The following is a 22743-nucleotide window of genomic DNA, read 5'->3' as shown; positions in this document are numbered from 1 at the left end:
AGATCACCTCCTCGGCCGGCGGCCTGAACTTCACCACCAACAACCTCACCGTCAGCGGCGGCTGACCCGGCCGGGGGGGGGGGGGCGGCCCCCCCCCCCCCCCCCCGGGGGGTGTGATCCGCGCTACACCCGCCCGGCCAGGCGGTTTACGCCGCTCGGCAGAGGTGAGGCGGCGGGGACGTTACACCGGCATCCCCGCGCCGTCTGCCCGGCAGGACGCGTCCGCGCCCCTGCGGTCCCCCCGCACGCCCCGTGGAGGACCCGGTGAGCGAGGACACCCTGCGCATCCGCGCGGTCGCGACCGACGGCACCGAACGGCAGCAGCGGCCCCCGGCTCGACAGGAGGGGCGGCGGGACGCGTCCGCCGCCGGTCCACGAGCGATACGGCGTCCGGACCCACCGGTCGCCGGGAGGATGCGCCCCGGACGAAGGCGTGCCCGCCCGTGCCCCGCGGGACCTGACGGACGCCGCGCCGAACCGGCTACACTTCTACACAGCTGTAGAAATACGGCTCCCTGCGACAGCCCTCCCCTGTGAAGGAGTGGACGCCACCATGGTGTTCAAACGACTGCTCGGCGCGCTCGGTGTGGGCGGCCCCACGGTCGACACGGTGCTCGACCCCGCCCCCGTCCGGCCCGGCGGCACGCTCGCCGGCCGGGTCCGGCTCAAGGGCGGCGACGCCGGCTTCGACATCGAGCACATCACCCTGGAACTGGTGGCCCGGGTCGAGGCCGAACACGAGGGCGGCGAGAGCGAGGGCGTCGTCGCCTTCGAGCGCTTCACCGTCGGCGGCGGCTTCCGGCTCGCCGAGGGCGAGGAGCGCGAGGTGCCGTTCGGCGTGACCGTGCCCTGGGAGACGCCGGTCACCGAGCTGCGCGGCCAGAGCATGGGCGTCGTCCTCGGCGTGCGCACCGAGCTGTCGGTGGCGGGCGCGAAGGACAAGGGGGACCTGGACCGGCTGGACGTCGCGCCGCTCCCCGCGCAGGAGGCGGTCCTGGAGGGCTTCGGCGAGCTCGGCTTCACCTTCCGGTCGGCCGACCTGGAGTACGGGCGCATCGGCGGCTCGGGCCAGCGGCTGCCCTTCTACCAGGAGATCGAGCTCCTCCCGCCGCCCGGGTACGCGCACCGGGTCTCCGAGATCGAGCTGACCTTCCTGGCGAACCCCGGCGGCCTGGAGGTGGTGCTGGAGGCGGACCGGCGCGGCGGCCTGCTGTCCCCCGGCCACGACGCGCTCACCCGCTTCACGGTCACCCACGAGCAGGTGGAGCACCAGGACCCGGCCGCGCTCGTCGACGGCTGGGTCCGTCAACTGGTCGAACACCGCGCGTCCTACGGCTCCCCGGCCGCGTACGGCCCGGACGGCCACGGCCCCGAGGGCCACCACCACGACGGCCACCACCACGACGGCCACCGCTCCGGCCCCGGCACGGGCACCTCTGTCGCCGTGGGCGCGGCCGGTCTGGCGGTCGGGATCGCCGGCGGCATGGTGGCGGCCGAAGTGGTCGACGAGGTCGGGGACTTCGCCGAGGGCGAGGAGGAGGAAGAGGCAGAGGAGGGCTGAGGCCCGCCCGTGAGGCCTCTCACAGGGGTGTCGCCGCGTACAGGATGAACACCATCGTCACCGCCGAGTTCGCCGACGACATCGCCGACACCGCCGTCCCGGCCGCCGCGCCCCACACGGCCAGCCCGACCGAGGTGAACGCCGGAGGCCAGGTGCGCGCCGCCGGTGCCGGGCCGAGCAGTGCCGCCACCCGGCGCGGCACCGGCCCGGGCGCGGCCAGTCCCGCGAGTGTCGGCGCCGGGGTGCCCCGGGAGAGCAGCGCGGCGGTGCCGATGGCCCGGGCCACCGTGCGGCGGCTGCCGATCGCCCGGGCCGCCTCCTCGTCGGCCCAGCGCTCCGCCGTGTACGCCACGGCGGTGCCCAGCGGCCGCAGGAACGGGTTGGCCCGGGCGGCGAGCCGCACGGCGAGCAGGAAGCGGTCGTGCCGGCCGGCCAGATGGGCCCGCTCGTGGGCGAACAGGGCCCTGCGCTCGGCCGGCGCCAGCCGGTCCAGCAGGGCGGTGGTCACCACGACACGGCCGGCCCGGGCCCGGCGGGCACGGCGGCCGGGCAGCGCGTACGCGTAGGGGGCGGCGTCGGGCAGGACGGCCACCTCCGTGTCGGGCAGCCCGGCCAGCGCGCGGTGGGCCCGGCGCCGCACCAGGGCGTGCCGCCCCAGGGTCCGGGCGCAGGCCACCAGCACGGCGCACAGCGCGGGGATGGCGGCCTTGCCCACGATCTCGTCGTACGGCACGGCCGCCCGCACCTCGGGGTCGGACCAGCCGTCGGGCAGCGGGTTGCCGGGCAGCTGGGCGGTGCCCACCACCATCACCAGGCCGAGGCACACCGTGCTGCACAGGGTGAGCACCACGGCCAGGGCGGTGAGCAGCCGGGTCGCGGTGCGCGGATGCAGGTGCTGTTCGGCGAGGCGCGCGACCGGCCAGGCCGTGAGCGGCAGGACCAGCGGCAGAAAGACGAAGACCCCCATGAGGCTTCAGCCTTCCCCCTCGCCGTGGGCCTGATCCAGCAGCTCCCGCAGCAGCCGCTCGTCGTCCGGACCGAGGCCGGTGAGGAAGCTGGCCAGCACGGCCTCGCGGTCGCTCTCGGCGTCCAGCACCTTGCGCATCTTCCGCGCGGCCAGGCCCGCCTGGTCGGAGGCGGGCGTCCAGGCGAAGGACCGGCCGACCCGCTCCCGGGTGACCGCGCCCTTGCCCAGCAGTCGGGTCAGGATCGTGATCACCGTCGTGTACGCGAGGTCGCCGCCGAGGCGTTCCTGCACCCAGCCGGCCGTCGCCGGACCGTCCGCCTCCCGCAGCGCCGACAGCACCAGCGCCTCCAGCTCGCCCTGTCCCCGCCGGGGACGCTGCCGGGGATCCGTCACCGCCCTGCCTCCCTCGTGCCGCCCTGCGTTGTCCGTGCGCACATCGTATAGATCCGCCGGACCGGCCCCACCATCTTCTACAGTGCTGTAGATTTCAGGGGCACACCACCGCACACACCACCACCGCACACGTCACCAAGGAGTACCCCGTGGGAGTTTCCCTGTCCAAGGGCGGCAACGTCTCGCTCAGCAAGGAGGCGCCCGGCCTCACCGCGGTCCTGGTCGGTCTGGGCTGGGACGTGCGCACCACCACCGGAACCGACTACGACCTCGACGCCTCCGCGCTGCTCCTCGACGCGTCCGGCAAGGTCCCGAGCGACCTGCACTTCGTCTTCTACAACAACCTCAAGAGCCCCGACGGCTCGGTGGAGCACACCGGCGACAACCTCACCGGCGAGGGCGAGGGCGACGACGAGAGCGTCCGGGTGGACCTCGCCGCCGTGCCCGCCGAGATCGACCGGATCGTGTTCCCGGTGTCCATCCACGACGCCGAGAGCCGCGGCCAGAGCTTCGGCCAGGTCCGCAACGCCTTCATCCGGGTGGTCAACCAGGCGGGCGGCCAGGAGATCGCCCGCTACGACCTGTCCGAGGACGCCTCCACCGAGACCGCGATGGTCTTCGGCGAGCTCTACCGGCACGGCGCCGAGTGGAAGTTCCGCGCCGTCGGCCAGGGCTACGCCTCGGGACTGGCCGGGATCGCCTCCGACTTCGGCGTCGGCGTCTGACCCGGACGCCGACGCCACCGGGCCCCGGCACCTGCCGGGGCCCGGCCTCCCCACGTGCCCTGCCCGACGACCGGCCAGGAGACCCTGTGACCCACCCGCCCCGCCTCCGGCCGGAGGGCCACGCGGACTTCGCAGCGGCGGTGGACCCGGCGCTCGGCACCGCGGACGTCCGCGACGCGCTCGCGGCGGATCCGGGCGGCCGGACCGCCGCGCCCCTGAGCGCCGACGCCCTCGCCCGGCCCGGCACCCTCGCGGCGGCCGCCGCCGAGCCGTACCGCGTCTGTCCCGCCCCGCGCGAGGCGGCCCGCGGGGAGAACCCGCCGGGCGGCGGGGGCGGTCCGCTGCCGGCCCTCGCGGTGCTCACCCCCTCGTGGCGGGCACCTCCGCCGCGCCCGCACGTCCGTCTCGCCGCCCGCGAGCTGGCCCGCCGCGACGGCCGCCTTGCGCAGCTGCTCCTGGCCGGCGGCGTCCTGCGGGCGGCCCGCGCGCCCGGCACCCTCGCCGCGGCCGGCTGGACCCCGGCCCTCGTCGCGGCGCTGTCCGGCCTCGCCGCCCCGGCCGCCCCGCTGCGCACGGCCCTGCGCCACGACGCGGTCCCTCCGGCCCCGGACCGGGTGGAGCGGGCCCGCCGGGTCCGGCGTCGGGCGCTGCTCGACCACGGCGTGCGGCCGCACCCGCGCCACCCGCTCGCCCCGCGTCCCGAGGCGGCGATCACACCGCGCTCCCCGGCCGATACGCTCACGCCGTGCCCGGCCCGGGCGAGAAAGGACAGGACACCGTGTTCGGACTGAGCGAGCTCGCGATCATCCTCATCGTCGTCATAGCCGTCATCGGGATCAAGAAGCTCCCCGAGCTGTCACGCTCGGCCGGCAAGGCGGCCCGCATCCTCAAGGCCGAGGCCCGCGCCGCCAAGGACGAGGAGGCCGGGACGGCGCCCGCGCCGCGGGTGGTCCAGGGCGAGGTCGTCCCGCCGGGCACCGGCACGCCCCCGCCCGGCGCGCGGGCGGGGGACGCCCCGGACCGGCGCTGACCGTCCGGGCGGCGTGACGGCTACAGCGTCCGCTCCAGACGGTCCGCGACCAGCTTCACGAACTTCGCCGGGTCCTTCGGCTGGCCGCCCTCGGCGAGCACCGCGAGGGTGTGGAGCAGCTCCGCGGACTCGGCCAGTTCCGTACGGTCCGCGCGCTCCTGGTAGGCCTGCTGCAGGCCCTTCACCAGCGGGTGGCCCGGGTTGAGCTCCAGGATCCGCTTGGTGCGCGGCACCTCCTGGCCCATGGCCCGGTACATGTTCTCCAGGGCCGGGGTCAGGTCGTGCGCGTCGGAGACGACGCAGGCCGGGGAGACGGTGAGCCGCGTCGACAGGCGCACCTCCTTGATCTCCTCGTCGAGCTGCTCGCGCATCCAGCCGAGCAGGCCGGCGTACTCCTCGGCCTGCTTCTCCCGCTCCTCGCCGGCCTTCTCCGCCTCCTCGGCGTCCAGGTCGAGCTCGCCCTTGGCGACGGAGCGCAGCTTCTTGCCCTCGTACTCGCCGACGGCGTCGACCCAGACCTCGTCGACCGCGTCGGTGAGCAGCAGGACCTCGATGCCCTTGGCCCGGAACGCCTCCATGTGCGGGGAGTTCTCGATGCTCTGCCGGGACTCGCCGGTGAGGTAGTAGATGTCCTCCTGGCCGTCCTTCATCCGCTCGACGTACTGGGCGAGCGTGGTCGGCTCGTCCCCGTGCGTGGTCGCGAACGAGGCGACGGCGAGCAGGGCGTCGCGGTTCTCGGAGTCGGTGACCAGGCCTTCCTTCAGGACCGTGCCGAACTCCCGCCAGAGGGTGGCGTAGCGGTCGGCGTCCTTGGTCATGATCTCCTTGACCGTGGACAGCACCTTCTTGGTCAGCCGGCGCTGCATCATCCGGATGTGCCGGTCCTGCTGGAGGATCTCGCGCGAGACGTTCAGGGAGAGGTCCTGCGCGTCGACGACGCCCTTGACGAAGCGGAGGTAGGGCGGCAGCAGCGCCTCGCAGTCGTCCATGATGAAGACGCGCTTCACGTACAGCTGCACGCCGCGCTTGAAGTCACGGGTGAACAGGTCGTGCGGCGCGTGCGCGGGGACGAACAGCAGCGCCTGGTACTCGAAGGTGCCCTCCGCCTGGAGCCGGATCGTCTCCAGCGGCTCGCGCCAGTCGTGGCTGATGTGCTTGTACAGCTCGTGGTACTCGTCGTCGGACACCTCCTCGCGCGAGCGGGCCCACAGGGCCTTCATGGAGTTCAGCGTCTCGGGCTCGGGGGTGTCCTCCCCGTCGGCGGCCGCCGGGACCATCCGGATGGGCCAGGTGATGAAGTCCGAGTACCGCTTGACGATCTCCCGGATCGTCCACTCGGAGGTGTAGTCGTGGAGCTGGTTCTCGGGGTCGGCGGGCTTGAGGTGGAGGGTGACGGAGGTGCCCTGCGGGGCGTCGTCGACGCGCTCCAGGGTGTAGGTGGCCTCGCCGCGCGAGCTCCAGCGGGTGCCCTGGTCCTCCCCGGCCCTGCGGGTGACCAGCGTGACCTCGTCCGCCACCATGAAGCCCGAGTAGAAGCCGACGCCGAACTGGCCGATCAGCCCCTCGGCCCCGGCCGCGTCCTGGGCCTCGCGCAGCTCCTTGAGCAGGGTGGCCGTGCCCGACTTGGCGATGGTCCCGATCAGCTGCCCGACCTCGTCGTACGACATGCCAATGCCGTTGTCCCGCACGGTCAGGGTGCGGGCCTCCTTGTCGACGTCGAGCTCGATGTGCAGATCCGACACGTCGGCGTCGAGCGCGTCGTCCCGCAGCTTCTCCAGACGCAGCTTGTCCAGCGCGTCGGAGGCGTTGGAGACGAGTTCACGCAGGAAGACATCCTTGTTCGAGTAGACCGAGTGGATCATCAGCTGCAGCAGCTGACGGGCCTCTACCTGGAACTCAAACGTTTCGGTCGTCATGGTTTGCGAATACCTCACAGGTCGCACCGTGGCCTGAACTGGTGGCAGTCACTGTAAAACACCAAGTCAGGCCGGGGGACCCGAAGTCAGACGAGGTGGGCGAAGACCACGAGGTTCTCGGTGTAGTCCCGGGCCTGACGGTCGTACGAACCGGCGCAGGTGATCAGGCGGACCTGGGCGTCGGGGGTGTCGCCGTAGACGCGCTCGCTGGGGAAGGCGTCCTTGCGGAAGGACTCCTTGTGGTCGACGACGAAGGTCGCCCTGCTGCCGTCGGCCCGCCGCACGTGGAACCGGTCACCCTTCTTCAGCTCGCCCAGCCGGGCGAACACCGCGGGCGCGGTCGTGGTGTCCACGTGCCCGGCGATGATCGCGGTGCCCGTCTCGCCGGGCGAGTGGCCCTTGGCGTACCAGCCCACGAGGTTGGTGTCGTCGGGCGGGGGCGGATCGAGCTGTCCCGACCGGCCGATGGCCAGGTCGGTGAAGGGCGCGTCGACCGCGATCTTCGGAATGAGCAGGCGGACCGGCTCGGACCGCGGCAGGCGCGGGGCGGCCTCGGACGCGGCGGACGGCCGCGCCGCGGGGGCGGCGTGCGCGTCGGGCGCAGCGGAGGCGGTGGCCGGCGGGGCGTGCGGCGGACCGCCGGCGTCCGGGGACCCGGCGCGGCCCGAGACCAGGTGCGCGGTCAGCAGGAGCGCGGCCGCGACCCAGACCGCCGTCACGGCGGTGCGCAGCCGCCGTCGTTTCGGTGCGGGGCCGGGCTCGGCCGGGGAGTCGGGACTGGCTGCCATCGGGGACCACCTCATTCGGGCACGGCGGGTCGGGCGCGGCAGCGGGCGCGACCCGCGGGAGGACGAGCCGGGCCGCCGCGACGCGCGAAGGGCGTGCGGCGGCCACGGCGGCTTGTCGGGTCAGGCAGCCGTCATGCGGCACCCTGCGACGCCCGCTGGCGGCGCAGCGCGTACAGGCCCGTGCCGGCCACCGCCAGCACCGCGAGGCCGCCGGCCGTCACGCCCGGCGCACCGGCCAGCCCGCCACCACCGGTGTGCATGCCACCGTGCGGCTTGTCGTGCTTGCCGTGCCAGGAGCCCTTCTCGTGGTCGTCCTTGCCGTGCTCGTCGTGCCGGCCGTTCTCGTCGTGCTTGCCCTCCTCGTGCTTGCCCTCCTCGTGCTTGCCGTTCTCCTCGTGCTTGCCGTTCTCCTCGTGCTTGCCGTTCTCCTCGTGCTTCCCGTTCTCCTCGTGCTTGCCGCCCTCGTCCTGCTTGCCGCCCTCGTTCTGCTTGTCGCCGTAGGCGTCCTCTTCCTGCTTGTCGCCCCAGGGGTCCTCGGCGTCGGGGTTGTCCCAGTCGTCGGCGGCGTTCACCGCGGCCAGGGCGCCGCCGCCCGTGTGCATCCCGCCGTGCGGCTTGTCGTGCCGGCCGTCCTTGCCGTGCTCGTCGTGCCGGTCGTGCTTGCCGTTCCAGGAGTCCTCGTCGTGCCCACCGTCCTTGCCGTGCTCCTCGTGCTTGCCCTCGTCGTCACGGTGGTCGCCGTAGCCGTCCTTGTCGTGGTTCCAGTCGTCGTCCGCGGTGAGCCCGGTCAGCGCTCCGCCGCCCGTGTGCATCCCGCCGCGCGGCTCGTGATGCTTGCCGTCCTTGTGGTGCTCCTTGCTGTAGGAAGTCGTGTCGTGGTCCCGGTCACCCGTCGCGTCGGCAAAGGCGGTGGGTGCGGCGATCGCGAGGGCGGCCGTGGCCGTGGCCGTCGCGAGCAGCATGCGGGCAGAGCGCATCGGTGAGTCCTTCCGTCGCCGACCGGGCAGCTGACGCCGCGCCAGCTCACGAGACCCGGTCTCGACGTGAACCACCGTCAGTCATGCCGGACCGTCCCACCATCCGGGGCGATCACACGGGTTACGGCCCCACCCTGACGGCGGCATCCCCGCCCCCGGCGGGCCACCTCGGCGGATCCGCAACCCGAGGCCCCCGCGCACCGTCTCCTACGGCGACACGGGGGCGTATCCGCAGGCCCCCGACCGCAGCGGGAGGCGCTCATGGCCATGGTCGGCCTGTTCTGGATCGGCGAGGACTCGGTGCATGTGGGGGCCGCGCCCGTGACGGCGGACTCCGGGGTGCGGCTGACCGAGGACGGCGTGGCGATGCCCGGCGTCGACGGGGGCAGGTTCTGGACCTGGGACGAAGTGGTCCGCATCCAGACGCACGACGTGCCGGTGCGCTCGGGCGTGCGGAGGCTGGCGTCCATGGCGTTCGACGCCGCGCTCGTCGCCGTGACGGGTGACGGGGAGCTGCCGCCGGCCTTCACCGTGGAGGTGGCGACGGCCGGGGAGACCGTCCTGGCCGACGCGCACGCGGCCGTCTCGGGAGGGATCTACCTGCCCTCGGAGTACGAGCTGTCCACCGCTCTCCTGCGGCGGCTGGCCGGGGGCGGTGCCGACCTGGCCGATCTCCTGGCGTGGGGCCGCGAGCACGCGGCGCAGGGGACCCCCGCGCGCGAGGAGCGCGAGGCGCTGCTGCGCAAGTGGGCCGGGCTGTAGCGCCGGGCCCGGGCCGCTACCCGGGCCCCCGGTGCCCCGGGCGGGCCGGGTCCGGGTCGACCAGCTGGGCCGCCAGTCCGGCGAGGACCAGCCCGGACGCGATGAGCAGGCCCTGCGACCAGGCGATGCCCGACCCGAGGACGGCGACGCCGAGGGCGAGACCCCACCAGGCTCCGGTGCGCCGGTACTCCCGGGGCCGGACCGGGCGGCCCGACCGCAGGGCCCGGGCGAATCTGGGGTCCTCACGCTCCAGACGCGCTGCGAGATCGACCAGACGTTCGTCTTCGGACGGGTGCACGGCGTCTCCTTCCGGAACCCGGCAGCGCTGGGGGCCAGGGCACGGCTCGGGCCATGACACGTCCAGGGGTGCCGGACCCCGCGCCGGTGCGGTGGTGGGGGGACGGCCTGCCGCCGCCGTCCCACCCGGGCTACAGCGTCTCCCCCCTCCAGAGGCGTCCGCCATCAGGCCCTGCCCCCATCCTTCCCGGTGCCCGCACCCCACGAACGCCGTGCGGCAGGGCGGGTGTTCGGGCCACGAATGGGTCTCGTCACCGATGGCGGCGGGGCCGGACCTCAGGACACACCGCCGTCGGTGGTGGAGCGCCGGCGGCGGCCCCGGCCCTGCGGACCCTCGGCGGGCGGCGCGGAACCGCGAAACGGAAGGTCAGCGCTCGGCCTCGGCGGGTTCGGGCACGGAGGACGCGCCTGCGGCCGGGATGTCGTCCGCCGGGTCCGGACCGCGGTCGTACGACGGTGCCGTGCGGCCGGGCAGGAGGCCCTGGCCGGCCCGGAGCGCACGGGCGAGCAGGTGGGCGCGTCCGGCGGCGATGGGGCCGAGGACCGCGAGGACGAGGACGTACCCGGCGATGAAGGGGGCGAGGCGGGCGTCGAGTCCGGCGGTGGCGGCCATGGCGGCCAGGATGAGCGCGAACTCCCCGCGGGCGACGAGGGTGGTGGCGATCTCGGCGGCGGGCTCGGTGCCGTAGCGGTAGACGCGGGCCACGAGGAGGCCGGCGGCGACGTTCATGACCACGGTCAGCGCGGCCGCGGCGGCGACCGGTCCGGCCACGGACAGGATGTCGCCGGGGTCGATGGACAGGCCGAAGGCGAAGAAGAAGATGGCCGCGAAGGCGTCGCGCAGCGGATGCACCAGGTCCCGGATGCGGGGCCCGGAGGGTGTGCCGGCGAGGATCAGGCCGACCATGAACGCGCCGATGGCGTCGGCGACCCCGAGGACCTCGGCCACGCCGGCCACCAGGACTGCCGCGCCGAGGAAGCTGATGACGAGCAGTTCGTTGTCGCGGGTCGCGATCAGCCGCCCCACCAGCCGGGTGCCGTAGCGGGCGGCGGCGGCCAGCGCGAGCAGGAAACCGAAGGCCTTGGCGCCCTGCAGGACCATGTCGCCGACGCCCTGGGCGCCGCTGATGACCGGCTGGAGTGCGGCGAGGTACAGGGCGAGGAAGATGTCCTCCACGACGATGACGCCGAGGATGAGCCGCGTCTCGGGACGGCCGATGCGGCCCAGGTCGATGAGGATCTTGGTGACGATGGCGGACGAGGAGATGCCGAGGACACCGGCGAGGACGAGGGCCTCGCGGACCCCCCAGCCCAGGGCGAAGCCGAAGGCCAGGCCCGCGCCGACGTTGAGCAGCAGGTAGATGCCGCCCGCGGTCAGCAGGCGCCGGCCGCCGCTCTTGAGGTCGTCGAGATGGAACTCCAGACCCAGGTAGAACAGCAGCAGCACCAGTCCGAGCGCGGAGAGCATCTCGAAGTCGTGCGCGTCCTCGACGATGACCAGGCCGGGGGTGTGCGGGCCGAGCAGGATGCCGGCGAGCATGAACAGCGGGATCGTCGGCAGGCCGATTCTGCCGCCGAGACGGGCGAGGAAGGCGGCGGCGAGGAAGGCGCCGCCCATGGCGAGCAGGCTGTCAGCGTGTCCCACGGGTCACCGCCTTCGTGGACGCGCGACGGGCGGATCGTTTCTGCGTGCGGGGACGGATAAGGGCTCCTCCTTGGCAGGGCGGTCTCACGGGTCGGGGTGGCGTCGCACACCGCACGGCTTCGGCCGTCGGCTCGGGCGACTCTGCCAGCCTCACACGGGCGCGGGCCCCGTCACCATCGGTGACGGCACCCATATCCGGGCGGGCACGGCACCCATGCCCCCGTGGTCCGATCCCCCGTCGGTCCCGTCCTGCCGTCCCGCCCCCTCGGGTGTTCCGGTCCACCCGGCGGTCCCGTCAGACGTGCCGGTGCCCGATGCCCAGCAGGCTCGCCGCCGCCTCGAAGTCCGTGGCGTGGTGGCCCACCGCGAGGGACCAGTGGTGGCCCACCCCGGTGGCGCTCCAGGCGTCGACCCACTCGCCGGGGTCGCGGCCGAAGTCGACCCGGCTGGTGGTGTTGCCGATCGCCAGCAGCGGCCCCGGGACGACGGTGCCCTCGGAGGTCACGAAGACCAGGCTGCCATCGGCGTCCTGGCCGAGGCCCAGCAGGGTGACCGGACCGTGCCGGACGTCGAACTCGACGCTCACGCCCCAGCCGCGTTTGCCGTGGTAGACGCCGAGACCGCGCAGCAGCGGGTCGCGGGAGCCGAGCGCGAGGTGGGCGGGTCCGTCGTGGCCCATCTCCACCACGCCGTCCTCGAAGTCCAGCGCCTGGATCTCCGTGAAGGAGCCGCCCGCGCCGACGCTCTGGGAGGCCAGCTGGGCGACGGACGTCCGCAGTTCGTACTCGCCGGCGGCGGGCACGCCCCGGGCGGTGAGCAGGGAGGCGCCGAGGATCATGCCGGCGCCGAGCCGCTCGTGCAGTTCGCCGTCCAGGCCGCGGTGGTAGTAGGCGAGGCTGTCGAGTCCGAAGTCCGCCACCAGCCGGTCGAGGGCGACCGAGACGGTCGCGCCCCAGGCGAAGTCCTCCTCGTCCACGCTGTCGTCCAGGGTGAAGATCCGCCGGGCGAGCCCCATGCGCTCCCGCGTCTCGGCCTCCGTCACCCGTTCCACGCGGTGCCGCAGGTCGTCGAACTCCAGCACCTCCACGTGCGAGCCGAACGTCGTGGACAGCAGCGTCGGGTCGGTCTGCACGTCGAGCATGCCGGGATACACGTGCCCCATCAGGCCGTGGCGGGCGTGCCGGAGCGCCGCCCGGACGTGTGCGGCCCGGATCCACCGCTCGATGCGCCGCCAGGCGGACTCCTGCCGCAGCCAGCCCGACACCGACCGGAAGGGGATGCCGGCGCGCCGGAAGACGTTGCCGACCTCGGGGACGGGGCACTGCCCGCAGTAGGCCAGCCAGGCCCCGGTGTCGAAGGAGGAGTGGTCCATCCGTTCGGTCGGCTGGAGGTCGACGACCAGCACGGGCGTGTGCGCGCGCCGGGCGATCGGCAGCACCATCGAGGAGGTGAGGTACGTGGTCAGGAACAGCACGATCAGGTCGCAGTCGGCACGGCGCAACTGCTCGGCGGCGCGGGCTCCTTCCTGCGCGTCGGAGACGAAACCGGCGTCGGTCACCTCCGCGTCCATGGCGCGGAACCGCTCGGCGACATAGGCGGCGGACTCCTTCAGTTGCGGGAGCAGTCCGGGGAACTGCGGCCAGTAGGTGCCCAGTCCGCCGGCGACCAGGCCGATGCGGGTGGGGCGCCGGGTGACCGGCGGCAGCAGGTCGTGCAGGGCGGCGGCCCGTCCGGCCGTGCGGTCCGCGGTCGTTGCCATGGTCGGGGCTCCTTGTCGGGTCGGTCGGCTGCGGTTCAGGGGCTGGGGACGCGCAGGTCCGCGGGGCCGGGCACCGCACCGGGGGCGCGCGGTACCAGGACGCGGATGATGAACACGCCCGCGAACGCCGCTGCCGTCATGCAGGCGGTGATCGTCCAGAGCAGGACGGCCGGGCTGTGGTCGGCGAGGGCGGGGGTGAAGAACGCGGCGACCGCGAACACCCCGCGGGACAGCGCGTAGGTGAGGCCCTGCGTGGTGCCGCGGGTGTCGGCGGGCAGCGTGAGCTGCGACCACACCTTGTAGTTGGCCTCGCCGGCGAAGGGGTTGGAGAGCTGGTAGAGCACGAAGAAGACGAGCATGCCGGCGAGGGCCCCGGCGGTGAGGGACGCGATGACGAAGGCGAGGATCTGCACGACCGCGGCCACGTGGAAGAGCCGGTCGCGCCAGGGGGTGTCGGCGACCCGGACGAAGGCCAAGGTGAGCAGCACCCCGATGGGGATGAACGCCAGGTTGATGCCGGTGGCGAGGCTCTGCGAGGCGTCGCTGACGGTGACGAGCAGATAGGTGCCGAACTGCCCGAAGGTGTTGGCGCCGAGACCCCAGGTGACGTAGAAGACGAACGTCGCGGTCATGGGCAGCAGGGCGGCGCGGGTCCACACGTGCGTCAGCGGGACGCCCTCCGGAGCGTCCCGCGGATCGGTGCCGCCCGGCTCCTGCCCGGCCGGCAGCCTCAGCCGGGAGCGCAGGCCCCAGGTGACGAGGGCGGCGACGGCCAGCTGCCCGGTGATGAGCCGCGCCCCCATCATGCCGGTGGTGGACAGGACGAAGCCGAGGAAGATGGCGACCGCGATGCCGAGCATCCACATGACCTGGGTGAACGCCACGAGTCTGCCCCGGGCCCAGGAGGGGGCGGCGTCCGACACCACCGCCAGGGAGGTCGGCAGGTCGGCGCCCGCCGCGAGCCCGGCGACGAGCACGCCGATCAGCAGGGTGATGTCGTCCGGCGCCAGGGTGATGACGACCGCGCCGAGCGCGAAGCAGAAGATGTCCCAGTTGTAGACGCGGCGGCGGCCGAAGAGGTCGGCGAGCCGTCCGCCCACGAGGGAGCCGACGGCGATGCAGCCGGTGACGATCGCGCTGATCGCCCCGGCCATCCACACGCCCATGTCGTAACTGTCGCGGTAGATCGCCAGGTTGACGGAGATGCTCACGATCAGCCCGGCGTCGAGATAGGAGGCCATGCCCGACAGGGCGGCGGCCTTCCAGAGCGGTGCGGGGATGGGGCGGGTACCGGCCATGAGGCGACTCCGTCGTCCGGTGACAGCGCGGTTCCGAGGGCCTGGTCGCAGTGAATATAGGGCGCCGAAAACGTTGCAACAAGGTGTCCCGCACGGATGCGTGGCGTGCCGTCGTCCCGGACCCTGCCGGTCCCGGCCCTGGCGGGACTTCTCCAGCTCGCCTACGGTGAAGGAGGCCTGAAAACGTTTTAGGGGAAGGACCGCCTCCGTGCTCTCCCCCGCGCTGCGGCAGCTGTTCGAGGACCCGCCCCGGGCGTTCGGCCCCACTCCCCTGTGGTGGTGGTCGGGTGCGAAGGTCACCCGTGAGCGACTCGCCTGGCAGCTGCGGGCGTTCGCGCGGGGCGGTGTCCACAACCTCGTGATCATCAACCTGGCCCCGGCCGGCCCGGCCTTCGGCGCCCGGGCCGACGACCCCGCCTGGTTCGGTGAGGAGTGGTGGGCCCGCTTCTCCGACGCCTGCGAGATCGCCGCCGGACTGGGCACCCGGCTGTGGTTCTACGACCAGATCGGCTTCTCGGGCGCCAATGTGCAGGGGCAGGTGACACGGCGTCACCCCGAGGCGGTGGGGCGCGCGTTGCGCTGCCGGGAGGTGCGGGTCTCCCAGGGCGCGGTGGGGCTGCGCGAGGCGGAGACCCCGCTCGCTGCGTACGGCGCGCGGGGCCGGCGCCTCGGCCTCGGCGGCGACGGGCGGGTGGACGCACCGGACGGGTCGCGGGTGCGGCTCGTCACGACCGTCCCCACCGCGTTCGACTACCTGGACCCGTACGCCGTCGGCCTGTTGATGGACGCGGTCCACCACGAGTACGACCGCCGGGTCCCCGAGTACCTGGGCACGGTCGTCGCGGGCAGCTTCCAGGACGAGCTGCCCGGCACCAACGCCTGGAGCCGCCGCTTCGCCGAGGAGTTCCGTGCCCGGCGGGGATACGACCTGCTCGACCTGCTGCCCGCGCTGTTCGGCACGGACGCCGGGGTGCCCCGGGAGAAGGTCCGCGCCGACTACTACGCGGTACGGGCGGAACTCACCGAGGAGGCGCTGTTCCGGCCGCTCGCCGAGTGGCACCGGCAGCGGGGCCTGCTGCTGGGCAGCGACCAGAGCCACCCGGCGCGCGCGGGCTACCCGGCCCAGTCGACGCAGCTCTACACCGACTACTTCCGCACCCACCGCTGGTACGGCGCGGCGGGCAGCGACCACCACGGCGACGCCAAGGTGCACTCCTCCATGGCGCACCTCTACGGCCACGAGCGGGTGTGGATCGAGGCGTTCCACTCCTCGGGCTGGGGCGGCACGCTGGAGGACACCTACGCCTGGCTGCTGCCGTTCCTGCGCAGCGGCGCCAACCTGTACAACCCGCACGCCAGCTACTTCGGCACCGCGGGTGGCTGGTTCGAGTGGGCGCCGCCGTCCACCGACTGGCGCCAGCCGTACTGGGCGCAGTACCCGGCCTTCTCCCGGGCCGTGGCGCGGATCTGCTCGATCATGTCGTGGGGCGGTTACGCGGCCGACGTGGCGGTGCTGTACCCCACGGCCACGCTGCAGGCGCTGCTGCCGCTGGACGCGCCCGTGCGGCACTTCGGCGACGGCCGGCTGGGCGCGGGCCACGCCGCCGCCGACGAGACGCAGCGGCACTACCTGGACCTGTGCGGCACGAACAACTGGCTGGCCCCGCACGCCGGTTCCCTGGACCGGCACGGGATCTCCTTCGACGTGGTGGACGACGACTCGGTGCGGCGCGCCGAGACCCGCGACGGCGCCCTGCGGATCAGGGACCTGGCGTACCGGGTGGTGCTGCTGCCGTCGGCGAGCGTGCTGGAGGAGGCGACGGCGCGCCGGCTGACCGGACTGCTCGACGCGGGCGGGCGGGTCGTGGTCGTGGGGCGCCCGCCCCGGACGGCGGCGGGCCGGTGCGGGGACGACTCCGTGGTGGCCGCGCTGTCCGCCCATCCCCGGCTGGAGCGGGTGCCCGATCCGCAGGCCGCGGCGGTGGCGGTGGCCGACGCGGCCGGGTACGCGACGGGTGAGGTGCCGCTGCTGGTACGGCGGCGGGGGCAGGAGGGGGTGGCCCTGGTCACGGCGGCCTTCCCGGAGATCGGCCCGCACCCGCTGCGGCCCGGGCCCGCCCCGGCAGCCGCCCGCACGTCGGCCGTGACCGTGCGCGCCCGGGTCGCCGAGGCCGAGGTGTGGAACCCGGCGACCGGCTCCCGCCGCACCGCGCGCGTCACGGTCTCCGACGACGGCGACGGCAGCGGCAACGGCAACGGCAACGGCAACGGCAACGGCAACGGCAACGGCAACTGCAGCGAACACGGCAACGGCGAGGGCGGCGGCGAGGGCCGCGGCGGCCGCGCCGTCTCGGTCGTGGAGGTGCCGCTGGAAGGTGCCCCCGCGGTGCTGCTCGTCTGGCGCGAGGGCAGCGAGACGCCCGTGCCGGACGCGCGGCAGTCGCCCGGGCGGGCCGTCGACCTGTCGGGCGGCTGGCGCGGGAGGCTCGTCCCCACCCTGGACAACACCTGGGGCGACCTCGCGCTGCCCGCGGGTACGTCCGTGGACGAGCCGCAGATCTGGACCATGGAGTGGTCCGAGGGCGCGGGGTGGGAGCGGACCCGGGCCACCTACGGCCATCGCGTCCGGGTGCTGCCCCCGGTGCCGGCCGGCGAGGCCCCCGAGCCGCTGGACGCCGCGCGCGCGGAGCTGGTCCTGGCCGGTGAACTTCCGCTGGCGCCACCGGAGTCGGGCTGGTCCACGGCCGTGTACTCGGCGAGCCGCGGCGCACCGGAGCAGGGCGGCCTGCTGGGCACGAAGGGACTGGTGAACGAGGAGTTCGTGGCGGTGCCCGTGCCGGGCGGCGATTCGGCGGCCCGGGTCCGGGCGATCGTGGAGACCGGCCGGCGGGGGCCCGCCGAGCTGCACGTGGGCGCGGAGGCCGTCAAACGGGTGTGGTGGAACGGCGAACCGCTGGCCACGGAGGGCGGGTACCTGGCCTCCGCCCCGGTCACCGTGGTCCGCGAGCGGAACGTCCTGGAGTACGAGCTCTCCGGCGCCCAGGACCGGCCGACCACGATCTCCGCGACCGGCGGCACACCGCTCGGGAGCTTCTTCTGCCTGTCCGATCCTGGCGGGCTCGGTCGCCGGCCGCGGTTCATGCGCCTGCCCGACGGAGTGCGGCCGGACGGCCCGGTGACCTACCGCGCGCGCCTGCGCGTCCCGGCCGGAGACGCCCCGGCCGTGCTCGTCGTGGGGGCCGCGTCGGCGGTCACGGTGCTGATCGACGGGGACGTGGTGGCGCGTCAGGAGAAGGTGGAGTACTACGAGGCGGACTGGGGCGCCGTACCGATGTTCTTCCGCCACACACCGGTGCTCGGGCCGGGCGAGCACACGCTGGAGGTCGTCACCGCCACCGGGGACGCGGTCTTCGTCGACCTGGTGGCGGGGTCGGGCGCGCAGACGACGGCCCTGGTCGGCGGCGCCGGGTGGGAAGCCCGGACGGGGAGCTGGCGGGGCCGGACCGTGGAGGACGAGCGCAGGCGCGGGGAACTGCGGCACTGCCACGCCGCCGTACGGCCGCATCCACTGCCCGGCACCGCGTGGCTCACGGGCCGGCCGGTCGCGGGCGGTGCCGTCTGGCCGTCGCGGGCCTCCGACGACGTCCACGCGGCGCCGCAGCGCTTCCGGTTCACCGTGCCGCCGGGAACGGTGTCGCTCCACCTGCCGTCGGCGCTGCACGCGCGCGTGCGGGTCGGGGACGGCGAGGAGACCGCCCTGGCGGGCGACCGGCTCACGCTCGGCGAACCCCTGCCCGCGCCCACCCTGGTCGAGGTGGTCACCGAGCCCACGGCGTTCCTGCGGGGCGGCTCCGCCTGGCGGGGGCCGGTGCGGGTGCGGACCGTACCGGCGCCGCTGCCGCTGGGCGACTGGCGGGAGCTGGGCCTGGGCAGCTGGAGCGGGGGCGTGACGTACGAGCGGGAGCTCCGGGTGCCGCCGGGGGGCGATCCGGTGCTCGACCTGGGGCGGGTGCGGGGCAGTGTGGAGGTGGCGGTGGACGGGGAGTTCGCCGGGGAGGCGTTCTGCGCGCCGTACCGGTTCCCGCTGCGCGGCGCGGCCGGGCGGACGGTACGGCTGGAGGTGACCGTACGGGGGACGCTGGCGCCGTATCTCGCGGAGGCGACACCGACACAGTGGGCCTTCGCGTCCCAGCTGTCGTCGGGGCTGTTCGGTCCGGTGGCCCTGCGGATCCCCGACTAGGCCGTGTCGCCGGGCGGCCGGGTCGACTCGCGCAGCACCAGGTCCGGCGCGAAGACGCGGGTCTCGTGGACGTGGTCCGCCCGGGCCTCGATCTCGTCGAGCAGCATCTCCACGGCCGCCCGGCCGAGGTCCTCGACCGGCTGGCGGACCGTCGTCAGGGTGGTCGCCCCGAAATCGGCGATGTCGAGGTCGCCGTAGCCGACCACCTGGACGTCCTCGGGGATGCGCACGCCCCGTTCGGACAGGCCCCTGCACACCCCGGCGGCGAGGAAGTCGTTGGTGCAGAACACCCCGTCGGGCAGTTCCTTCAGGCCGCGGGCGATGTCCGTGCCGTGGGCGACGGTCATCCGCTCGGCGACGGCCTGGTCCAGCCGCGCCGCACGGCTGCTGCGCACGGCCTGCCGGGCGCCCTGGTAGCGGTCGGCGCACTGGCGTATGCCGCGCTCGCCGTTGACGACGAGGATGTCGCGCGCCCCGCTGTCGAGCAGGTGCTGTACGGCGATGCGGCCGCCGGCGATGTCGTCGACGGAGGCCGAGCAGCCCTCCCGGTCGGGCATGGCGCGGTCGGCCAGGACGAGCGGGATGCCCCGTTCGCGCAGCCGGGCCAGCCGGCCCGGGTCGGCGCCGAGCGGCACGACGACCACGCCGACCGCCCGTTGCCCGGCGAGCATGTTGAAGTAGCCCTGCTCGCGTTCCGGGTCGTCCCCGCTGTGGCACAGGACCAGGGAGTAGCCGTGGTCGTAGGCCGCGTCCGCCGCGCCCCGGGCGATGCGCGCGTAGAAGGAGTTGGTGACGTCGGGCAGCACCAGCCCGATCGCGCTGGCCCGTCCGGTGCGCAGTCCGGCGGCTGCCGGGTGCGGGACGTAGTCGAGTTCGGCGACGGCGACGCGGACGCGCTCGGCGGTCCGGGCGTTGACGCGCTCGGGCCGGTTGAGCACGTTCGACACCGTGGAGACCGAGACACCCGCTGCTGCCGCGACGTCCTGGATGCGGGCGGGGCGTGCCGGAATGGCGTCCACCCCCTCGCAGTTGCGGCCGTGCGACCAGGCACGACGGTGGCCTTCCCTGGGCGCCGCAAGTATAACGTGGAACGTTTTTACCGGGTGGGGCCGGGTGAGCGCTCGGGGACGAGGGGGCAGGGCCGGACACGCGGGTCACCCGCCCCGGCCGGCACGGCGGCGGGGTGTGCCGCCGGTCAGCGGCCCGGCGCGCGCCGCCCGGGCGCCGTCGCCTCGTCCAGCAGCCGGCGGAAGGTGGGGCACTCCAGATGGCTGGGCGCCGGGCAGGCGGCGGCATGCCGCAGGGAGTCGCGCAGCGCGCCCAGTTCGCGGATCCTGCGGTCCAGCTCCTCCGCCTTGTCCGTCAGCATCCGCCGGTCGATGCGCGGCCGACCGTCCGGCGCGAACATGCCGGCGATCTCGTCGAGCGAGAAGCCCGCCGTGCGGCCCAGCGCTATCAGCGCCAGCCGCTCCAGCACGCCGGGATCGTACTGGCGGCGCAGGCCGCGCCGGCCGGTGGAGGCGATCAGCCCCTTCTCCTCGTAGTACCGCAGGGTCGAGGCGGGCACCCCCGCGCGCTGCGCCACCTCGGCGATGTCCAGCTCCGTCATTGCCTTGACCTCAAGTCGACTTGAAGTAGAACGCTGTCATCCCCGTCGGACGAGGGCAAGCACAAGGAGAGACGATGACGGACACCCCGCGCAGGAGCGACGACGAGCAGGCGGCCCGCTGGAACGGCCCGGCCGGCCACGCCTGGGTGGATCTGCAGGAGGTGCTGGACGGGATGTTCCGGCCCTTCGAGGAGTTGCTCGTCGAGGCCGTGGCGGCGGAGCAGGCGGGCAGCGTGCTCGACGTCGGGTGCGGCACGGGCGGTGTCAGCCGGGCCGTCGCACGGCGGGCCGGCCACTGCGTCGGCATCGACCTCTCCGGGCCGATGATCGGCGCCGCCCGGGAACGGGCGGAACGGGAGGGCGTGCCGGCGTCCTTCGTGCAGGGCGACGCCCAGGAGTACCCGTTCGAGCCGGCCGGTTTCGACGCCGTCGTCTCCCGCTTCGGCGTGATGTTCTTCAGCGATCCCGTCCGGGCGTTCACCAACCTCCGGGGTGCCGTCAAGGACGGCGGGGCGCTGCGGCTCGTGGTGTGGCGCGGCCCGGAGGAGAACCCGTTCATGACGACGGCCGAGCGCGCCGCCGCGCCCTTCGTGCCGGACCTTCCGCCGCGCCGGCCCGACCAGCCGGGGCAGTTCGCCTTCGCCGACCCGGAGCGGGTCCACCGGATCCTCGCGGAGAGCGGCTGGGCCGGGATCGACCTGCGGCCGGTCGACGTGGTCTGCACCCTGCCCGAGAAGGAACTCGTCCGGTACTTCACCCGGCTCGGTCCGCTCGGCATGATCCTGCCCGAGGCGGACGAGGAGACCCGGGCGCGCGTCGTCGACGCGGTCCGGCCCGCGTTCGAGCCCTTCGTGCGGGGTCCGGAGGTCCGTTTCACCGGGGCCTGCTGGGAGGTCTCCGCGCGGGCCGTGCCCGCGAAACTTTCGTGACACTCTGCCCTCTTTTCGGAGCGGGGGCGCCCCGCGCATAGTGAGATCACGATGACGCAGAAGAGAGCGCTGGTTGTCCGAGGCGGTTGGGAAGGCCACGAGCCGGTCGAGGCGACCGAGCTGTTCCTGCCGTTCCTGCGGGACAACGGATACAGGGTCCGGGTCGAGGAATCGACCGACGTCTACGCCGACACCGCCGAGCTGGCCGGCACCGACCTCGTCGTGCAGTGCGTGACGATGTCGCAGATCACGCCCGAGCAACTGGCGGGACTGAGTGCGGCGGTCGTCGCCGGCACCGGGTTCACCGGCTGGCACGGCGGCATCGCCGACTCGTTCCGGGCCTCGGCCGACTATCTCCACCTGGTCGGCGGCCAGTTCGCCACCCACCCCGGCAAGGAACCGTGCGAGCGGCGGGGCGAGGCGGCGGACAACTTCCTGCCGCACACCATCGCCCTCACCGAGGCCGGCCGCGCCCATCCGGTCACCGCGGGCATCGACGACTTCGAGCTGCGCACCGAGCAGTACTGGGTGCTGCACGACGACCTCATCGACGTCCTGGCGACCACCACGCACCCGGTCCGGGCGTGGGAGCCCTGGCATCGGCCGGTCACCTCGCCTGCGGTGTGGACGCGCCGCTGGGGTGCCGGGCGGATCGTGGTGACGACCCCCGGGCACAGTCTCGACGTGCTGCGGCATCCCGCCGTCCGGACCATCATCGAAAGGGGCATGCTGTGGGCGACGCGCACCGCGTCGGCGTCGTAGGGCTCGGGGTCATCTCGGGCGCCTATCTGGACACGCTGGCCGGCCATCCCGCCGTGCGCGTCACCGCGGTCGCCGACCTCGACGCCTCCCGCTCGGCCGCGGTCGCCGCCGCCCTGCCCGGCGCCGAGGCGCTGACGGTCGAGGAGTTGCTGAGCAGCCCGGACGTCGACACGGTCCTCAACCTCACCACACCGGCGGCGCACGCGGAGATAGCCCTCGGGGCGATCGCCCACGGCAAGCACGTCTACGGCGAGAAGCCGCTCGCGGCCACCCTGGAGGAGGCCCGTTCCGTGATGGCGGCCGCCGCGGCCGCGGGCGTCCGGGTGGGTTGCGCGCCGGACACCGTGCTGGGCACGGGAGTCCAGACGGCCCGGGCGGCCGTGGCGGCGGGCACCATCGGCCGGCCCCTGTCCGCCTCGGCCGCGATGGTCACGCCCGGCCACGAACGCTGGCACCCGCACCCCGACTTCTACTACACGGCCGGCGGCGGCCCGCTGCTGGACATGGGCCCCTACTACCTCTCGTCCCTGGTCCATCTGCTGGGCCCGGTACGGGCGGTGACCGGGGCGGCCGGCCGGCTGCGCGCCGAGCGCGTCATCGGGTCCGGGCCGCGCGCGGGCGAGCGCATCCCGGTCGAGGTGGACAGTCATGTCTCGGGCGTCCTGGAGCACGCCGGCGGGACGCTGACGACCCTGACGACGAGCTTCGACGGGGTGGCCACCACGGCGGCCCCGATCGAGGTGCACGGTGAGACGGCGAGCCTGTCGGTCCCGGACCCGAACCGCTTCGACGGGGAGGTCCGGCTGCACGCCCTCGGCGACACCGGGTGGCGCGCCCTGCCCGTGTCGGCGGGCTACGAGGACGGGGCACGCGGCGTCGGCCTGCTGGACTTCCTCACCGCCGGGGGGCAGCGCGCGAACGGTGAGGTCGCCCTGCACGTCCTGGAGACCATGACCGCCCTGCTGCGCTCGGCGGCCGAGGGGCGGCGCGTGGAGGTGACGACGTCCGCGGCGGTGCCTCCGCCCGTACCGCTGACGCCGGCCGCGGACTGGCGGAGCCGGTCCACGGCCGGGACCGCGTGAGCC

At 74.2% G+C, this 22743-nt stretch carries 20 protein-coding genes; 9 read left to right on the top strand and 11 right to left on the bottom strand.

Features of this window, described 5'->3' with window-relative positions:
- Window positions 1-553 precede the first annotated feature (553 nt).
- Entirely contained in the window at window positions 554-1561 is a 1008-nt protein-coding gene (locus tag ACPXCS_RS17525; RefSeq protein WP_425949071.1) for a sporulation protein, read from the top strand.
- A gap of 19 nt (window positions 1562-1580) precedes the next feature.
- On the opposite strand, the gene ACPXCS_RS17520 is transcribed toward ACPXCS_RS17525, so the two are convergent.
- Together ACPXCS_RS17520 and ACPXCS_RS17515 are read right to left on the bottom strand one after the other, a co-directional pair.
- Entirely contained in the window at window positions 1581-2528 is a 948-nt protein-coding gene (locus ACPXCS_RS17520) for a M56 family metallopeptidase (protein WP_425949073.1), read from the bottom strand.
- Between the two features lie 6 nt (window positions 2529-2534).
- On the bottom strand, window positions 2535-2921 hold the full coding sequence (locus ACPXCS_RS17515) for a BlaI/MecI/CopY family transcriptional regulator (RefSeq protein WP_425949075.1): 387 nt from the start codon (window positions 2919-2921) through the stop codon (window positions 2535-2537).
- 149 nt (window positions 2922-3070) lie between these two features.
- Here ACPXCS_RS17515 and ACPXCS_RS17510 point away from each other — a divergent pair, with 149 nt between their 5' ends.
- The 3 genes from ACPXCS_RS17510 to ACPXCS_RS17500 all read left to right on the top strand — a co-directional run bounded on the left by ACPXCS_RS17510 (window position 3071) and on the right by ACPXCS_RS17500 (window position 4676).
- Window positions 3071-3646: a TerD family protein gene (locus tag ACPXCS_RS17510; RefSeq protein ID WP_425949076.1), complete on the top strand. Its 576-nt coding sequence runs from the start codon at window positions 3071-3073 to the stop codon at window positions 3644-3646.
- An 86-nt stretch (window positions 3647-3732) separates the two neighbouring features.
- Window positions 3733-4437, top strand: a complete 705-nt coding sequence (locus ACPXCS_RS17505) for a hypothetical protein (protein ID WP_425949078.1) — start codon at window positions 3733-3735, stop codon at window positions 4435-4437.
- Window positions 4425-4676: a twin-arginine translocase TatA/TatE family subunit gene (locus tag ACPXCS_RS17500; RefSeq protein WP_425949080.1), complete on the top strand. Its 252-nt coding sequence runs from the start codon at window positions 4425-4427 to the stop codon at window positions 4674-4676. The genes ACPXCS_RS17505 and ACPXCS_RS17500 overlap by 13 nt, the downstream gene beginning before the upstream one ends.
- A 20-nt stretch (window positions 4677-4696) precedes the next feature.
- Here the strand turns inward: ACPXCS_RS17500 and htpG are convergent, their stop codons facing one another.
- The 3 genes from htpG to ACPXCS_RS17485 all read right to left on the bottom strand — a co-directional run bounded on the left by htpG (window position 4697) and on the right by ACPXCS_RS17485 (window position 8357).
- Window positions 4697-6592, bottom strand: coding sequence for a molecular chaperone HtpG (htpG, locus tag ACPXCS_RS17495; RefSeq protein WP_425949081.1), 1896 nt, complete (start codon window positions 6590-6592; stop codon window positions 4697-4699).
- A gap of 86 nt (window positions 6593-6678) precedes the next feature.
- On the bottom strand, window positions 6679-7380 hold the full coding sequence (locus tag ACPXCS_RS17490; RefSeq protein WP_425949083.1) for a class F sortase: 702 nt from the start codon (window positions 7378-7380) through the stop codon (window positions 6679-6681).
- A gap of 131 nt (window positions 7381-7511) precedes the next feature.
- The gene (locus ACPXCS_RS17485) at window positions 7512-8357 is read right to left on the bottom strand and encodes a hypothetical protein (protein ID WP_425949084.1); all 846 of its coding nucleotides are present in this window, start codon (window positions 8355-8357) and stop codon (window positions 7512-7514) included.
- 261 nt (window positions 8358-8618) lie between these two features.
- On the opposite strand from ACPXCS_RS17485, the gene ACPXCS_RS17480 reads away from it, so the two are divergent.
- Window positions 8619-9119 carry a hypothetical protein gene (locus ACPXCS_RS17480; RefSeq protein WP_425949085.1) on the top strand — a complete coding sequence of 167 codons (501 nt, stop codon included), beginning with the start codon at window positions 8619-8621 and terminating at the stop codon, window positions 9117-9119.
- 16 nt (window positions 9120-9135) lie between these two features.
- On the opposite strand, the gene ACPXCS_RS17475 is transcribed toward ACPXCS_RS17480, so the two are convergent.
- The 4 genes from ACPXCS_RS17475 to ACPXCS_RS17460 all read right to left on the bottom strand — a co-directional run bounded on the left by ACPXCS_RS17475 (window position 9136) and on the right by ACPXCS_RS17460 (window position 14118).
- On the bottom strand, window positions 9136-9417 hold the full coding sequence (locus tag ACPXCS_RS17475; RefSeq protein ID WP_425949086.1) for a DUF3040 domain-containing protein: 282 nt from the start codon (window positions 9415-9417) through the stop codon (window positions 9136-9138).
- A 366-nt stretch (window positions 9418-9783) separates the two neighbouring features.
- On the bottom strand, window positions 9784-11061 hold the full coding sequence (locus tag ACPXCS_RS17470; RefSeq protein ID WP_425949088.1) for a cation:proton antiporter: 1278 nt from the start codon (window positions 11059-11061) through the stop codon (window positions 9784-9786).
- 295 nt (window positions 11062-11356) lie between these two features.
- Window positions 11357-12820 carry an arabinose isomerase gene (locus ACPXCS_RS17465; RefSeq protein ID WP_425949090.1) on the bottom strand — a complete coding sequence of 488 codons (1464 nt, stop codon included), beginning with the start codon at window positions 12818-12820 and terminating at the stop codon, window positions 11357-11359.
- 35 nt (window positions 12821-12855) lie between these two features.
- Window positions 12856-14118 carry an MFS transporter gene (locus ACPXCS_RS17460; RefSeq protein WP_425949092.1) on the bottom strand — a complete coding sequence of 421 codons (1263 nt, stop codon included), beginning with the start codon at window positions 14116-14118 and terminating at the stop codon, window positions 12856-12858.
- A gap of 208 nt (window positions 14119-14326) precedes the next feature.
- On the opposite strand from ACPXCS_RS17460, the gene ACPXCS_RS17455 reads away from it, so the two are divergent.
- Complete coding sequence (locus tag ACPXCS_RS17455; RefSeq protein WP_425949094.1) at window positions 14327-18358, top strand: glycosyl hydrolase; 4032 nt, start codon at window positions 14327-14329, stop codon at window positions 18356-18358.
- Here the strand turns inward: ACPXCS_RS17455 and ACPXCS_RS17450 are convergent.
- Window positions 18355-19377 (bottom strand): LacI family DNA-binding transcriptional regulator, encoded by a 1023-nt coding sequence (locus ACPXCS_RS17450; RefSeq protein ID WP_425949096.1) that lies wholly within the window; start codon window positions 19375-19377, stop codon window positions 18355-18357. The genes ACPXCS_RS17455 and ACPXCS_RS17450 overlap by 4 nt on opposite strands.
- A 176-nt stretch (window positions 19378-19553) precedes the next feature.
- Complete coding sequence (locus tag ACPXCS_RS17445) at window positions 19554-19967, bottom strand: helix-turn-helix domain-containing protein (RefSeq protein ID WP_425949098.1); 414 nt, start codon at window positions 19965-19967, stop codon at window positions 19554-19556.
- A gap of 74 nt (window positions 19968-20041) precedes the next feature.
- Here ACPXCS_RS17445 and ACPXCS_RS17440 point away from each other — a divergent pair, with 74 nt between their 5' ends.
- From ACPXCS_RS17440 to ACPXCS_RS17430, 3 genes are read left to right on the top strand one after another with little or no spacing between them, the layout of a single operon-like run.
- Window positions 20042-20896, top strand: coding sequence for a class I SAM-dependent methyltransferase (locus ACPXCS_RS17440; RefSeq protein WP_425949099.1), 855 nt, complete (start codon window positions 20042-20044; stop codon window positions 20894-20896).
- A gap of 51 nt (window positions 20897-20947) precedes the next feature.
- Window positions 20948-21658: a ThuA domain-containing protein gene (locus tag ACPXCS_RS17435; protein ID WP_425949101.1), complete on the top strand. Its 711-nt coding sequence runs from the start codon at window positions 20948-20950 to the stop codon at window positions 21656-21658.
- Window positions 21628-22740, top strand: a complete 1113-nt coding sequence (locus ACPXCS_RS17430; protein WP_425949103.1) for a Gfo/Idh/MocA family protein — start codon at window positions 21628-21630, stop codon at window positions 22738-22740. Before ACPXCS_RS17435 ends, ACPXCS_RS17430 begins: the two co-directional genes overlap by 31 nt.
- The last annotated feature ends 3 nt before the right edge of the window (window positions 22741-22743 follow it).

Source organism: Streptomyces sp. DT190, assembly GCF_049846985.1.
Classification (GTDB): Bacteria; Actinomycetota; Actinomycetes; order Streptomycetales; family Streptomycetaceae; genus Streptomyces.
This window is presented reverse-complemented; position numbering and strand designations above follow the sequence as displayed.